Source organism: Stenotrophomonas sp. Ps181 (assembly GCF_025697425.1).
GTDB classification, from domain to species: Bacteria; Pseudomonadota; Gammaproteobacteria; order Xanthomonadales; family Xanthomonadaceae; genus Stenotrophomonas; species Stenotrophomonas sepilia.
In genome coordinates, this window is sequence record NZ_JAHWBI010000001.1 from 542,527 (window position 1) to 555,496 (window position 12,970).

The following is a 12,970-nucleotide window of genomic DNA, read 5'->3' on the forward strand; positions in this document are numbered from 1 at the left end:
CGGCCGCTGGCCGGCAACATTTCCGGTGGGCGCCGACCGTTGGTCGGCACACCCGGACCTTACTCCGCCACCACCCGTGCGCGCAGCGAATTGGTCAGCGCTTCGGTGATCACCACATCCACGAACTGGCCGATCAGGCGCGCAGGCGCCGGGAAATTCACCGACCGCATGTTCTCGGTCTTGCCGGTCAGCTCGTTCGGGTTCTTGCGCGACGGCCCTTCCACCAGCACGGTCTGCACGGTACCGACCATCTTCTCCGAGATGCTGGCGGCGTGCGCATTGATGCGCTCCTGCAGGCGCGACAGGCGAGCGTGCTTTTCGGCATCGCTGATCGTGTCCTCCAGATCGGCCGCCGGCGTACCCGGTCGACGCGAATAGATGAAGGAGAAACTGTGGTCGAAGCCGATGTCCTCGATCAGCTTCATGGTCTTCTCGAAGTCGGCATCGGTCTCGCCGGGGAAGCCGACGATGAAGTCCGAGCTGATTGAAATGTCCGGGCGCACCGCGCGCAGCTTGCGGATCTTCGACTTGAATTCCAGCGCGGTGTAGCCACGCTTCATCGCCGACAGCACGCGGTCGCTGCCGGCCTGCACCGGCAGGTGCAGGAAGTTGGCCAGCTGCGGAACGTCGCGGAACGCATCGATCAGCGAATCGCTGAACTCGAGCGGGTGCGAGGTGGTGAAGCGGATGCGGCCGACCCCATCGATCTCGGCGATGGTGCGGATCAGCAGGCCGAGGTCGGCAAACTCACCGTCTCCATACGGGCCGCGATAGGCGTTGACGTTCTGGCCGAGCAGGTTGATCTCGCGCACGCCCTGCGCGGCGAGCTGCGCCACTTCCACCACCACGTCCTCGAACGGGCGGCTGACTTCGGTGCCACGGGTGTAGGGCACCACGCAGAACGAGCAGTACTTGGAACAGCCTTCCATGATCGACACGAACGCCGAGGCACCTTCGGCGCGTGGCTCGGGCAGGCGGTCGAACTTCTCGATCTCGGGGAAGCTGATGTCCACCTGCGGGCGCTTCTGCTCGCGCCGCGCGCGGATCAGTTCCGGCAGGCGATGCAGGGTCTGCGGGCCGAACACAAGGTCCACGAACGGGGCGCGCTTGATGATCGCTTCGCCTTCCTGCGAGGCAACGCAGCCGCCCACGCCGATGATGACCTCGCGGCCCTTGTTCTTCAGGCCCTTCCACACGCCGAGTTGGCTGAACACCTTCTCCTGCGCCTTCTCGCGGATGGAGCAGGTGTTGACCAGGATGACGTCGGCATCGTCCGGGCTGTCGGTCAGTTCCAGGCCATCGCTGGCGGCAAGCACGTCGGCCATCTTGGCCGAGTCGTACTCGTTCATCTGGCAACCGTGGGTCTTGATGTACAGCTTGCCCTTGACCTGGTCGGGCTTGCGCGGACCAGCGGGCAGGGCAACGAGCGGGGTACCGCCCGGCGTGGCGGGCGGAAAGACGTCTGGCGTCCCGGTCATGGCGCTTAATCCATTCGGGTGGCGGGAAAGCGGGCAATTCTACCCGCATCCCGCGCCAGCCGCCGCGCCCTTGTAGAGCCGAGCCCACGCTCGGCTGGCTTCAGTAGAGCCAGGCCATGCCAGGCTGCTGCCCCATGGGAAGCGGGAAGAGCAGCCGAGCGTGGGCTCGGCTCTACAAGGGAAGCCAGCCGACGCTGCTTACGCCGCCGCCAGCTCCGCATCGATCTGCCGCGAACGGTCGAAGGCGGTCATCGCGCTCATCCGCGCAATGTAATCAGCCGTGGCCGGCGCAGGCTGCACCAGGCCGAAGGCCGTGGTCCAGGCCAGCGCATTGCCCCACAGCACATCGGCGGCACTCATCGTCTCGCCGAGCAGGTAGGGACCCTGTGCCAGCTGGGCCTCGACCACCTGCAGCACGGTCTCGGCATCGTTGTACGGCGACATCAGGCGCGGCGGCGGCTCGCGGTGCATCGCCTTGTCGATCATCGCCGGCTCGAAACAGGCACCGTAGAAGGCCATCCAGCGCAGGTAGGGTCCGCGCAGGGCGTCGCCGATCGGCGGGGCCAGCCCGGCCTCCGGATACAGGTCGGCCAGGTACAGATAAATGGCGACCTGCTCGGTCACCAGCGCGCCGTTGTGGACGATGGCCGGCACCTTGCCCATCGGGTTGATGGCCAGGTAGGCCGGGGCCAGGTTGGCGCCGGCCTTCAGGTCCAGCACCTGCATGCGGTAGTCGGCACCCAGCGCTTCGAGCAGGGCCACGGCGCCGCTCGAGCGGGATCGGGCGGCGTGGTACAGGGTGATCTGGCGTGAGGTCATGGCATTGCTCCTTGCGGTGGGTGGTGAACTGGAAGCCATCCTGGGGCACTATTGCGGACGACTTCTGTCCTCGATTCTTCATGCGCCATACCGCCCATCGACTGCTGCGCCTGATCGCCCTGCTGCAGGCCCGCCGCCAGTGGTCCGGGGCTGAGCTGGCCGAGCGCATGGGCGTGGACCGGCGCAGCATCCGCCGTGATATCGAACGCCTGCGCGAACTGGGCTATCCGGTGCGGGCCTCCTCGGGGGTCGGCGGCGGCTATCAGCTCGGGGCTGGGGCGCCGGTGCTGCCGATGCTGCTGGACGAGGAGGAGGCGACCACCCTGGCCATCGCCCTGCGTGCCGCGTCCGCGTCCGTCGCCGGCATCGACGACACCGCGCGGGGCCTGTTGTCCAAGCTCGACCCGCTGGTACCGACCCGCCGCCGCCAGCAGGCCGGCGAGGTGCATGCGGCGACGGCCACCCTGTCCGACCTTCCCTCCACCGACGCACGCCTGCTGGGACGGCTGGCCCAGCATTGCCGGCAGGCGTCACGGCTGGCCTTCGAGTACCGCAGTGCGCAGGAGGCGGTGACCCAGCGCGAGGTCGAGGCGCAGCACCTGGTCAACTACGGGCGGCGCTGGTACCTGCTGGCCTGGGACCTGGGCCGGCAGGACTGGCGCACCCTGCGCGTGGACCGGATGGGCGCGGTGCGCGAATGCGCCGCGCCGGGCATGCATCGGCGCACGCCCGCACCGCCGGATGTGATGGTGCGGCAGGCGGTCAGCCAGGCGCCGTTCGCGCTGCAGGCCATCGTCCGCCTGGCCGGCAGCCGCACCGAGCTGGAAGGGCGCATCCCACCGTGGTGTGGTGTGCTGGAGGCTGATGGTGCCGACCACTGCCTGTTGCGCATGGGCGCCGAGAGCCGCGGCATGATGCTGGCGCAGATCCTCAGCCTGGACCGGGTGCCGGTGGCGTTGTGGACCACACCGCCGGGCCTGCGCGATGAGCTGGCACAGCGCCTGGCCGGATTGGGGCAGGTGCTGGCTGTGCCGTCGGTCACAGGCTGAGCCGCGTCGCTTGGCAAGCCCCGGCGAAGCTGGGACACTCGCGGCATGAAGGGGATACTGGGGACAACGGCGATCATCATCGCTGCGCTGACCGCTGCGCCGGCCAGCGCCGGCACCCTGTTCAAGTGCCAGGGCGCCGACGGGGTCACCAGCTACGTGAGCAAGCGAGTGGCCGGCGCGCGCTGCAGCAGCATCAGCTACAGCCGCGATGCCCGACCGGCACCGCGCTCCGTGGTGGCCGCGCCGAAGCCTGCGCCGACCACCGTGGCCAGCATCGAACGCAATCCGGTCGCCGTGGCGGCCGGCGCCGCTGCGCCCACTGCGGTCGCGTCGACGCCTGCTGCACCCGCGCCTGCTGCGGCACCGACGGGCTCGCGGGCCGGGCGGATGGTCAGCGGCCAGGTCTATTCCTTCATGAAGGATGGCGTGCGCCACTACACCAGTGCGCGGCCGACCCAGGTGGCCAACCTCGGTCCGGTGCGCACCATCCGCTACAGTTTCATGGAGCGCTGCTACGCGTGCGGCGTCAACCCGCGCGTGGACTTCGGTTCGGTGCGCCTGAACACCACCGCGTTCCAGACCGAGATCACCTCGGCGGCACGCGAGTTCGGCGTCGAGGAGGCCGTGGTGCGTGCCATCATCCACGCCGAATCGGCCTACAACCCGACCGCGCTCAGCCGCGCCGGCGCGCAGGGGCTGATGCAGCTGATGCCGCCGACCGCGGCGCGCTTCGGGGTCAGCGATTCCTATGATGCGGGGCAGAACATCCGTGGTGGCGTGCAGTATCTTGCGTGGTTGCTGAAGCGCTTCAATGGCGACCTGACCCTGGCCGCGGCCGGCTACAACGCCGGCGAAGGCGCGGTCGACCGTCACGGTGGCGTGCCGCCGTACAGCGAGACCCAGTACTACGTGCGCCGGGTTGGGCAGCTGGCCGAGCGTTACCGCACCGCATTGACGCAGCAGTAGTGCCGGCCGCTGGCCGGCAACCCCTGGGCAACGGCGGGTACCAACCGGCCGCTGGCCGGCAACCCCGTAATCAATGTTGTTGCAATGCGTTGTGTGGCGCGCGACGGTTCCGCTACACTCGCCCATGATTCAATGCGGCTCTGGCCCCCACCGGATCCGCTGGCAGCCTTAAAGCTACCTAATCAATATCGGAGTGCCGGATGGCCAACGATGGGGTACACGATCCAGTCAACACCGGACGTCGGCGTTTTCTTTCTGCCACCACTGCTGTGGTTGGCGCCGTCGGCGTCGGATTCACCGCCGTTCCTTTCATCAAATCCTGGAACCCCAGTGCCCGCGCCAAGCTTGCCGGCGCACCGGTGGTGGCCGACATCAGCGCCCTGCAGGAAGGCCAGCGACTGATCGTGGAATGGCGTGGCCAGCCGATCTGGATCGTCAAGCGGTCCAAGGCGATCCTGGATGCGCTGCACGGGCTGGATGGCCGCCTCAAGGACCCCGAGTCCGGCGAGAAGGACCAGCAGCCGGACTACGTGTTGAAGCAGAATCCCGAGCTGCGCTCGATCAAGCCGGACATCTCCGTGCTGGTCGGCCTGTGCACGCACCTGGGCTGCTCGCCGGAAATGGTCGCCGAGATCCGGCCCGAGCCCTATGACCCGCAGTGGAAGGGGGGCTACTTCTGCCCCTGCCACAAGTCGCGCTTCGACATGTCCGGCCGCGTCTTCAAGGATGTGCCGGCGCCGATCAACCTGAAGGTGCCCGCGCACCACTACCAGGACGACAACACCATCATCATCGGTGTCGATCCGCAGGGGGCTGCCTGATGGCCAATATCCTCAGCCGTACCGCCAGCGGCGTCGCCGACTGGGTCAATGCCCGCGCGCCGGGCCTGATGCCGGTCTATCGCAAGCACGTCAGCGAGTACTACGCGCCGAAGAACTTCAACATCTGGTACTACTTCGGCTCGCTGGCACTGCTGGTGCTGGTCAACCAGATCGTCACCGGCATCTTCCTGACGATGCACTACAAGACCAGCGCCGCGGAGGCGTTCGGCTCCATCGAATACATCATGCGTGATGTGGAGTGGGGCTGGCTGATCCGCTACATGCATTCCACCGGTGCGTCGCTGTTCTTCATCGTGGTCTACCTGCACATGTTCCGCGGCCTGCTGTACGGCAGTTACCAGAAGCCGCGCGAGCTGGTGTGGATCCTGGGCATGCTGATCTACCTGGTGCTGATGGCCGAAGCCTTCATGGGCTACGTGCTGCCGTGGGGCCAGATGTCGTTCTGGGGCGCCAAGGTGATCATCTCGCTGTTCGGCGCGATACCGGTGATCGGCAACGGCCTGACCGAATGGATCATGGGCGACTACCTGCCCAGTGACGCCACGCTCAACCGCTTCTTCGCGCTGCACGTCATCGCATTGCCGCTGGTGCTGCTGCTGCTGGTGGTGCTGCACCTGGGCGCGCTGCACGAAGTGGGGTCGAACAACCCCGATGGCGTGGAGATCAAGAAGGGGCCCAAGGGCAACCGCTGGTCGCCGAATGCTCCGGCCGACGGAATTCCGTTCCACCCGTACTACACGCTCAAGGATGGTGTAGGCGCCGGCTTCCTGCTGATCATCGCTGCCTTCATCATCTTCTTCGCCCCGGGTTTCGGCGGCCTGTTCCTGGAGCACGACAACTTCACCGAGGCCAACCGCCTGGTGACCCCGGAACACATCAAGCCGGTCTGGTACTACACGCCGTACTACGCGATGTTGCGCGTGGTGCCGAACAAGCTGGGCGGCGTGCTGGTGATGTTCTCGGCCATCGCGATCCTGTTCCTGGTGCCGTGGCTGGACAAGGCGAAGGTGAAATCGGTGCGCTACCGCGGCTGGATCTCGAAGGTGATGCTGGGCGTGCTGGCCGTGTGCTTCGTGTGGCTGGGCGTGATTGGTTCCGGCCCGGGTACCGACGTGCACGAGACCTACATCGGGCGGGTGCTGACCTTCCTGTACTTCGCGTTCTTCATCACCATGCCGCTATGGACAAGGTTGGACAAGACCAAGCCGGTACCGGAGAGGGTGACCACGCATGACTGAGCGCTGGATGGTCCGGCTGGCCCTGACGGCCACCCTGATGCTGGGCAGTTTCCTGGCCTCCGCCGCCGAGGGTGGCACCAAACTGCTGCAGGCCGGCAACGACCTCGGTGACCGCGCCTCGCTGCAGCGGGGTGCGCAGCTGTACATGAACTACTGCTCCGGCTGCCATGCGCTGAAGTACCTGCGCTACTCGCGGATGGCGCAGGACCTGGGCCTGACCGAAGAAGAGGTGATGAACAACCTCAACTTCACCGGCTCGGCGATCGGCGACCCGATCCCGGTGGCGATGCCCAAGGAGAACGCGGAGAAGTGGTTCGGCAAGATGCCGCCCGATCTCAGCCTGATCGCGCGTGTGCGTGGCAGCGACTGGGTCTATACCTATCTCAAGTCGTTCTATCTGGACAGCAGCCGCCCGCTGGGCTGGAACAACGCGCTGTTCGCCAACGCCTCCATGCCCAACCCGCTGTGGGAGATGCAGGGGCTGCAGCATGCGGTGCACGGCAAGGCGGAAGCGCCCGGCATGGACCCGCCGGTGACCGGCCTGAAGATTGAAACGCCGGGATCGGTGGATGCCGGGCAGTACGACCAGGCCGTGCGGGACATCACCAACTTCCTCGAATACGCCGGCGAACCGGCCGCACTCAAGCGCCAGCAGCTGGGCGTGTGGGTGATCCTGTTCCTGGCCCTGCTGACCTTCCTGCTGTACCTGCTGAAGAAGGAATACTGGAAGGACGTTCACTGATTCTGCCGCCGGCCATCGCGTGGGCCTATTGGCTTTTGTGATGGTCGGTTGCACACTCGGGGAGGAGTCGACCGCTGGCACGGTGCCGGCGGCGCCGATGCGGCAGGCGGTCTCCTGTCGTGGGAGAGCCTTTGATGGCGGCGAGCGTACGCATGCGCAATACACTGACGCTGTTTTCCTCGAACGACGACGTACTGTGCCACCGTGTACGCCTGGTCCTGGCGGCCAAGGGCGTCACCTTCGACTTCGTTCCGGTCGATCCGCAGAACCCGCCTGAAGACCTGATCGACCTCAATCCGTACCACTCGGTGCCGACCCTGGTCGAACGCGAGCTGGTGCTGTACGCCGCGTCGGTGGTCAGCGAGTACCTGGACGAGCGCTACCCGCATCCGCCACTGATGCCGGTCGACCCGCTGTCGCGTGCGCGCATCCGCCTGGCCATGCTGCGCATCGAGCACGACTGGGTGCCGCAGGTGCAGGCCATCCAGCTGGGCAACAAGACCCAGGCCGAGGCCGGGCGCAAGCGCCTGAAGGAACTGCTGACCGCCTCGCTGCCGCTGTTCAAGGCCAGCAAGTTCTTCCTCAATCCGGAAATGAGCCTGGCCGACTGCGCGATGGCGCCGATCATCTGGCGCCTGCAGTCGCTGGATGTGCCGCTGCCGAAGGATGGCAAGGCGATCGAGGACTACGGCAACCGCATCTTCCGCCATCCGGGATTTGTCCGCAGCCTGACCGAGCAGGAAAAGAAACTGCGCGATCTGCCGGTCTGATCCGGCCCCGCGTTACCCGTCTGCAGGCCGACCGGCGTGCAGACGATCCGCCCCGGCGGGGCGCCGGGCGCGTACACTTCACGCATGACCGAAGACTTCTTCCACATGACCAGCCACCGCCCGTACCTGCTGCGGGCGCTGGTGGAATGGATCAACGACAACCAGCTGACCCCGCACATCCTGGTCGACGCCGGCGTCCCCGGCGTGCAGGTCCCGCCTTCGGCGGTCAAGGATGGCCGGGTCGTGCTCAACATCGCCGAACGTGCCGTGGTGCGGCTGATGATCGACAACGAAATGGTGAGCTTCTCGGCCCGCTTCTCCGGAACCAGCTACCCGGTGCAGGTGCCGATCAGCGCCGTGCTGGCGGTCTATGCCCGCGAGACCGGGCAGGGCATGGCATTGCCGGATGACATTCCGGGCAGCGAAACCGCACCGACCAGCGATGAGCTGCTGCACGAGGAAGGCACGCCGCCGGACGACACGCCGCCGGCCAGCCCGCCGCCGAAGGGCCGCCCGAACCTGCGCGTGGTCAAGTAACCATTCCGACGCCGCCCCGATGGGCGGCGTTTTTCTTGGCCCGTCTGGCGGTGGGTGCCGACCGTTGGTCGGCACATCTTCAAACCCTAGGCATCCTCGGCATCCTCCACATCCGGCCGGATCTGGCTGATCCGCGCGGCACCGGGGCCGGTGAACGAGATCAGCTGGTCGCCACGCAGCACCATGCGGCCCACGTGGCGATCGATGCCATCGTAGGAATACTCGAACTTGAAGGTGCGCTCGAAACCGAGCCGGCCATCCTCGCCACGCGACAGCCGCAGGCCGGTGGCGTGCACCGCCTGGTCCAGCCACTGCACGTCGGCGGCGCGGCAGGCATTGCGTCCCAGCTCGACCGCGCGCTCGGCGGCCGAGCGTGCGGCGTTCCAGAAGAAGTAGATGATTCCGCCGGCAATCAGCAACAGCAGCAGGGTAGGCATGGCGTCAGCCGTCAGAGGTCGATCCCGCAAAGATGGCGGCGAACGCGCGCTGGATCAAGCACGGGTATCACCGCCTCGGCGGCGGCTGGCCCGTCATCAGCGATGCGGTCGCGTTGGCCGGTACTGCCTGCATCGGCGCTGCGGAGGGTGATGGCATCACCAATGGCGCGGTCGCCGTCAACTGCAGCAGGGCCGCCCAGTCCTGGCGGTTGAAACTGCATTCGTCCTCGCGGCCTGGCGTGCAGCTGGGGTCGATGCCGGTGCTGTTGCGTTCGCGCGCCGGTGGCAGCTTGATCAATCCGGTACGGTCCAGCGGCAGCAGGCGCATCGCCACGGTGTTCATCACGTTGCCGCCCACCAGATACAGGGTCTGGTCGCCGCCGAGATTGGCGGCCACCACCACTTCGCAATGCGATTTCCAGTGGCCCACCGAACCGTTGCCCAGCGCCTGTACCAGTCCGCTGTAGCTGAGCGTGCTGCTGCGGTCGCGCAGGAAGCACAGCAGATCGCCCGGCGCGGGCTTGGCCGTGGCCGGGTCGACCAGCCGGTAGGGCACGCCCGAGGGACCGCCCTGGTACGCGGCACGGATGTAGTCGATGTGGCGTGGCGACGTGTTGAAGCCGGGAACGCCGGCCTGCACCATCACCCAGGAAATGAAAGCGGCCGACCACGGGTTGTCGATCAGGAACGCGCGGCAGTCGCTGTCGGTGTAGCGCGTACCCAGCGGTGCCACGCAGCTGCTGGCACCGGCGATGCTGCCCATTGCGTTGAGCGTGCCGCTGTTGCGCCAGTAGCCGGCCACGCGCTGCCAGGCGATCAGGCCGTTGTCGGCCAGGTGATCGCTTTCGGCTTCGGTGACGCTGAGGCTGGCGGCGCGGCCATCGCGATCGATGAAGGGACGAAACCACAACCGGTGCTCGTTGCAGGCGGTATTGCGGATGGCCACCGCCAAGGGGCTCAGGCCGAAGCGGGGAGGGACATCGCAGGCTTCAGCGGCTGCGGCGGACAAGGGGGCTGTCGCGAGCAGCAGGCAGGCAGGCAAGAGCATCCGGCGCATGCGCGGCTCCTGTGGGGGATGCCCGCAGCGTCGCAGAGGCTGGCGTAGCCGAGCCGTGAAGGCGCCCCAGGTCGTGTAGAGCCGAGCCTGCGCTCGGCTCATCGCGCAAGGCGGGTGCAAGGCGCGCCGCAGATCGAGAAGCCGCCAAGCGTGGGCTTGGCTCCACAAGGTCCCGTAGGCCTCAAGCCGGTGGCGGGCCCAGCTTCAACGACAGATCGATGGCCTGCACATGCTTGGTCAGTCCGCCGATGGAGATGCAGTCGACGCCATCCTCGGCGATTGAGCGCAGGCCGCCCAGGCCGACGCTGCCGGAGACTTCCAGCGGAATGCGCCCGGCCGTGATGCGCACCGCCTCGCGGCGCAGGTCGGGACTGAAGTCATCCAGCAGGATGCGCTCGCAACCGGCTTCGAGCGCCTGGCGCAGCTGTGCCAGGTCTTCGACCTCGACCACCAGTGGCAGCGCAGGCCACTGCCGGCGTGCGGCGGCTACCGCCGCGGCCAGCGAACCGGCGGCACGGATGTGGTTCTCCTTCAGCATCACCGTGTCGTACAGGCCGAAGCGGTGGTTCTCGCCGCCGCCGCAGCGCACCGCGTACTTCTGCGCCAGGCGCAGGCCGGGCAGGGTCTTGCGGGTGTCGAGGATACGGGTACCGGTACCGGCCACCGCGGCCACGTAGCGGGCAGTGGTGGTGGCGGTGCCGGACAGCGTCTGCAGGAAGTTCAGCGAAGTGCGCTCGGCACTGACCAGGCTGCGGCTGCGCCCGTGCAGCAGGGCCAGCACGGTGCCGGCGGTGACGGCATCGCCTTCGGCGATGCGCCATTCAATGCGCACGTCAGGGTCGAGCGCGCGGTGGGTGGCGTCGAACCAGGGGCGCCCGGCGATCACTGCATCCTGCTTGCACAGCAGGTAGGCGCTGTCGACCTGGTCGGGGAGCAGGGCGGCGGTGACGTCACCGCTGCCCAGGTCCTCGGCCAGCGCGCGCGCGACATCGGCGGCGACAACGGCCGCATCCGGCGTCGGCAGCGTGCTCATGCGGCCGGGAAGTCGGCGATCTGGGCGGTCGGAATGGCTTCCTCGGCCAGCAGCACCGGGATGCCGTCGTCGACGCGGAACACCTGCTTGCGGTCACGGGTGACCAGCGCCTCGCGCAGCGGCTGCGCCAGCGGGTTGCCATCGGCCTTGGTCACCGTGCCGGCGGAAATGGCCTTGTTGAGGGCTTCCAGGCCCTTGCCATCCAGCAGGGACAGGGGCTGGCGGGTGTCCGGCGACACCAGCAGGTCGAGCAGCTTGCGATCCATGGTTCTTCGTCTTGCGTGGAAGATGGCTAGAATACGTCTTTAAGGCAGGTGACGGCCAATGACCCCCAACCCGATCGCGCCGCTTGTCGGCATCGTCATGGGTTCCCGTTCCGACTGGGAAACCATGCAGCACGCCGCCCAGAAGCTTGAAGCCCTGGGTGTTCCGTTCGAAGTGAAGGTGGTGTCCGCGCATCGGACGCCGGATGTGTTGTTCAGTTACGCCGAGCAGGCGGGCCCGCGTGGCCTGCGCGCGATCATCGCCGGTGCCGGCGGGGCCGCGCACCTGCCGGGCATGATCGCGGCCAAGACCGCCGTGCCGGTGCTGGGCGTGCCGGTGCAGTCCAAGGCCCTCAACGGAATGGATTCACTGCTGTCGATCGTGCAGATGCCGGCCGGCATCCCGGTCGCCACCTTCGCCATCGGCAACGCCGGCGCCTCCAACGCCGCGCTGTTCGCGGCGGCGATGCTGGCCAGCGACCAGCCGGCGATCGGCCAGGCGCTGGACGCCTTCCGTGCACGCCAGACCGAAGACGTGATGGCTCACGACGATCCGCGCCAATGAGCCTGACCGTCGGCATCCTGGGCGGCGGCCAGCTCGCCCGCATGATGGTCCTGGCCGGTGCGCCGCTGGGGCTGCGCTTCGAACTGTATGACCCGGCGGCCGACGCGTGCAGCGGCCCGCTGGCGCCGCTTACCGTGGGCGCCTTCGATGACCGCCAGGCCCTGGCGGACTTCGCTGCCAAGGTCGATGTGGTCACCTTCGATTTCGAGAATGTGCCGGCCGACAGTGCACGGTTCCTGGCCGACCGCGTGCCGGTCTATCCGCCGCCGGCCGCGCTGGCGGTGGCCCAGGACCGGTTGAGCGAGAAGACCCTGTTCCAGCAGCTGGGTATTCCGCTGCCGGCCTTCGCCGACATCCGTAACCGCGACGAGCTGGCGGCGAAGGCGGCTGAGTTCGGCCTGCCGTGCATCCTCAAGACCCGCCGCCTCGGCTACGACGGCAAGGGTCAGTTCCGCCTGCGCAGCGAAGCCGACATCGACGCCGCATGGGATGCGCTGGGTGCCCAGGTGGAGCGCACCGGACTGATCCTGGAAGGCTTCGTGGCCTTCCAGCGCGAGGTCAGCGTGGTGGCCGCGCGTGGCCGCGATGGCAGCTTCGAAGCGTGGCCGGTCACCGGCAACTGGCATGTCGACGGCGTGCTGTCGGCCAGCGTGGCACCGGCGGTGTTGTCCGACGCCGAGCAGCAGGCAGCGATCGGCTATGCGCGCCGTGTCGCCGAACACCTGCAGTACGTCGGCGTGTTCGCGCTGGAACTGTTCTGCCGTGATGGTGAGCTGCTGGCCAACGAGATGGCGCCGCGCGTGCACAACTCCGGCCACTGGACCATCGAAGGCAGCGAGACCTCGCAGTTCGAGAACCATCTGCGTGCCGTGCTGGGCCTGCCACTGGGCAGCACCCGCATGCTCGGCCACGCCTGCATGCTGAACTGGCTGGGCGAGATGCCCGATCCGTTGCCGGTGCTGGCCCAGGCCGGCGGCCACTGGCACGACTACGGCAAGCTGCCGCGTGAGGGCCGCAAGGTCGGCCATGCCACCCTGCGCGACGACGAGGCCGATGCGCTGGCCGATGCGCTGGACCAGGTCGGGCTGGAGCTGGACCGCCAGGCCCAGGTGGCGCCGGCAGTGCACGCGCTGCGCAACCGCTGAGCCCGGGCGTGCCGGCCAATGGCCGGCAC

At 67.6% G+C, this 12,970-nt stretch carries 15 protein-coding genes; 9 read left to right on the forward strand and 6 right to left on the reverse strand.

The genetic code is table 11. The features are described 5' to 3' along the window. Positions 1-59: 59 nt before the first annotated feature. Positions 60-1,478, reverse strand: coding sequence for a tRNA (N6-isopentenyl adenosine(37)-C2)-methylthiotransferase MiaB (miaB, locus tag KXV01_RS02495; protein WP_049435924.1), 1,419 nt, complete (start codon positions 1,476-1,478; stop codon positions 60-62). A gap of 198 nt (positions 1,479-1,676) precedes the next feature. Further along, positions 1,677-2,297, reverse strand: coding sequence for a glutathione S-transferase (locus tag KXV01_RS02500; RefSeq protein WP_049414878.1), 621 nt, complete (start codon positions 2,295-2,297; stop codon positions 1,677-1,679). 80 nt (positions 2,298-2,377) lie between these two features. Here KXV01_RS02500 and KXV01_RS02505 point away from each other — a divergent pair, with 80 nt between their 5' ends. The 7 genes from KXV01_RS02505 to KXV01_RS02535 all read left to right on the forward strand — a co-directional run bounded on the left by KXV01_RS02505 (position 2,378) and on the right by KXV01_RS02535 (position 8,441). Next, on the forward strand, positions 2,378-3,346 hold the full coding sequence (locus KXV01_RS02505) for a WYL domain-containing protein (RefSeq protein ID WP_099488541.1): 969 nt from the start codon (positions 2,378-2,380) through the stop codon (positions 3,344-3,346). 45 nt (positions 3,347-3,391) lie between these two features. Further along, complete coding sequence (locus KXV01_RS02510; RefSeq protein WP_099495031.1) at positions 3,392-4,312, forward strand: lytic transglycosylase domain-containing protein; 921 nt, start codon at positions 3,392-3,394, stop codon at positions 4,310-4,312. A gap of 200 nt (positions 4,313-4,512) precedes the next feature. Next, positions 4,513-5,133 carry a ubiquinol-cytochrome c reductase iron-sulfur subunit gene (petA, locus tag KXV01_RS02515; protein ID WP_004151998.1) on the forward strand — a complete coding sequence of 207 codons (621 nt, stop codon included), beginning with the start codon at positions 4,513-4,515 and terminating at the stop codon, positions 5,131-5,133. After that, a complete protein-coding gene (locus KXV01_RS02520; RefSeq protein WP_049414887.1) occupies positions 5,133-6,392 on the forward strand; it encodes a cytochrome bc complex cytochrome b subunit in 1,260 nt (419 codons plus the stop codon). Before petA ends, KXV01_RS02520 begins: the two co-directional genes overlap by 1 nt. Beyond that, a complete protein-coding gene (locus tag KXV01_RS02525; protein WP_049414892.1) occupies positions 6,385-7,134 on the forward strand; it encodes a cytochrome c1 in 750 nt (249 codons plus the stop codon). The genes KXV01_RS02520 and KXV01_RS02525 overlap by 8 nt, the downstream gene beginning before the upstream one ends. Positions 7,135-7,268: 134 nt before the next feature. Further along, positions 7,269-7,904: a glutathione S-transferase N-terminal domain-containing protein gene (locus KXV01_RS02530; protein ID WP_005415948.1), complete on the forward strand. Its 636-nt coding sequence runs from the start codon at positions 7,269-7,271 to the stop codon at positions 7,902-7,904. Between the two features lie 84 nt (positions 7,905-7,988). Beyond that, positions 7,989-8,441, forward strand: a complete 453-nt coding sequence (locus tag KXV01_RS02535; RefSeq protein ID WP_019659028.1) for a ClpXP protease specificity-enhancing factor — start codon at positions 7,989-7,991, stop codon at positions 8,439-8,441. An 86-nt stretch (positions 8,442-8,527) separates the two neighbouring features. Here KXV01_RS02535 and KXV01_RS02540 read toward each other — a convergent pair whose 3' ends face one another. From KXV01_RS02540 to KXV01_RS02555, 4 genes are all read right to left on the reverse strand, one after another. Next, positions 8,528-8,878, reverse strand: a complete 351-nt coding sequence (locus KXV01_RS02540) for a DUF3301 domain-containing protein (RefSeq protein WP_049414899.1) — start codon at positions 8,876-8,878, stop codon at positions 8,528-8,530. A 67-nt stretch (positions 8,879-8,945) separates the two neighbouring features. Then, positions 8,946-9,935 (reverse strand): DUF2272 domain-containing protein, encoded by a 990-nt coding sequence (locus KXV01_RS02545; RefSeq protein WP_099495030.1) that lies wholly within the window; start codon positions 9,933-9,935, stop codon positions 8,946-8,948. A 181-nt stretch (positions 9,936-10,116) separates the two neighbouring features. Further along, on the reverse strand, positions 10,117-10,968 hold the full coding sequence (gene nadC, locus KXV01_RS02550; RefSeq protein ID WP_049414903.1) for a carboxylating nicotinate-nucleotide diphosphorylase: 852 nt from the start codon (positions 10,966-10,968) through the stop codon (positions 10,117-10,119). Continuing rightward, complete coding sequence (locus KXV01_RS02555; RefSeq protein ID WP_005415953.1) at positions 10,965-11,234, reverse strand: Trm112 family protein; 270 nt, start codon at positions 11,232-11,234, stop codon at positions 10,965-10,967. Before KXV01_RS02555 ends, nadC begins: the two co-directional genes overlap by 4 nt. Positions 11,235-11,292: 58 nt before the next feature. Here KXV01_RS02555 and purE point away from each other — a divergent pair, with 58 nt between their 5' ends. Together purE and KXV01_RS02565 are read left to right on the forward strand one after the other, a co-directional pair. Continuing rightward, positions 11,293-11,796, forward strand: a complete 504-nt coding sequence (gene purE / locus KXV01_RS02560) for a 5-(carboxyamino)imidazole ribonucleotide mutase (protein WP_005412808.1) — start codon at positions 11,293-11,295, stop codon at positions 11,794-11,796. Then, positions 11,793-12,941 carry a 5-(carboxyamino)imidazole ribonucleotide synthase gene (locus KXV01_RS02565; RefSeq protein ID WP_111096502.1) on the forward strand — a complete coding sequence of 383 codons (1,149 nt, stop codon included), beginning with the start codon at positions 11,793-11,795 and terminating at the stop codon, positions 12,939-12,941. Before purE ends, KXV01_RS02565 begins: the two co-directional genes overlap by 4 nt. Positions 12,942-12,970: the final 29 nt, after the last annotated feature.

Bases quoted from the DNA above. Each gene is read 5' to 3' on its own strand.
- KXV01_RS02540 (WP_049414899.1), bottom strand. From the start codon at position 8,878: ATGCCTACCCTGCTGCTGTTGCTGATTGCCGGCGGAATCATCTACTTC.
- KXV01_RS02555 (WP_005415953.1), bottom strand. From the start codon at position 11,234: ATGGATCGCAAGCTGCTCGACCTGCTGGTGTCGCCGGACACCCGCCAG.
- KXV01_RS02535 (WP_019659028.1), top strand. From the start codon at position 7,989: ATGACCGAAGACTTCTTCCACATGACCAGCCACCGCCCGTACCTGCTG.
- KXV01_RS02565 (WP_111096502.1), top strand. From the start codon at position 11,793: ATGAGCCTGACCGTCGGCATCCTGGGCGGCGGCCAGCTCGCCCGCATG.
- KXV01_RS02520 (WP_049414887.1), top strand. From the start codon at position 5,133: ATGGCCAATATCCTCAGCCGTACCGCCAGCGGCGTCGCCGACTGGGTC.
- miaB (WP_049435924.1), bottom strand. From the start codon at position 1,478: ATGACCGGGACGCCAGACGTCTTTCCGCCCGCCACGCCGGGCGGTACC.
- KXV01_RS02510 (WP_099495031.1), top strand. From the start codon at position 3,392: ATGAAGGGGATACTGGGGACAACGGCGATCATCATCGCTGCGCTGACC.
- KXV01_RS02505 (WP_099488541.1), top strand. From the start codon at position 2,378: ATGCGCCATACCGCCCATCGACTGCTGCGCCTGATCGCCCTGCTGCAG.
- KXV01_RS02545 (WP_099495030.1), bottom strand. From the start codon at position 9,935: ATGCGCCGGATGCTCTTGCCTGCCTGCCTGCTGCTCGCGACAGCCCCC.
- nadC (WP_049414903.1), bottom strand. From the start codon at position 10,968: ATGAGCACGCTGCCGACGCCGGATGCGGCCGTTGTCGCCGCCGATGTC.
- KXV01_RS02530 (WP_005415948.1), top strand. From the start codon at position 7,269: ATGGCGGCGAGCGTACGCATGCGCAATACACTGACGCTGTTTTCCTCG.
- petA (WP_004151998.1), top strand. From the start codon at position 4,513: ATGGCCAACGATGGGGTACACGATCCAGTCAACACCGGACGTCGGCGT.
- purE (WP_005412808.1), top strand. From the start codon at position 11,293: ATGACCCCCAACCCGATCGCGCCGCTTGTCGGCATCGTCATGGGTTCC.
- KXV01_RS02500 (WP_049414878.1), bottom strand. From the start codon at position 2,297: ATGACCTCACGCCAGATCACCCTGTACCACGCCGCCCGATCCCGCTCG.
- KXV01_RS02525 (WP_049414892.1), top strand. From the start codon at position 6,385: ATGACTGAGCGCTGGATGGTCCGGCTGGCCCTGACGGCCACCCTGATG.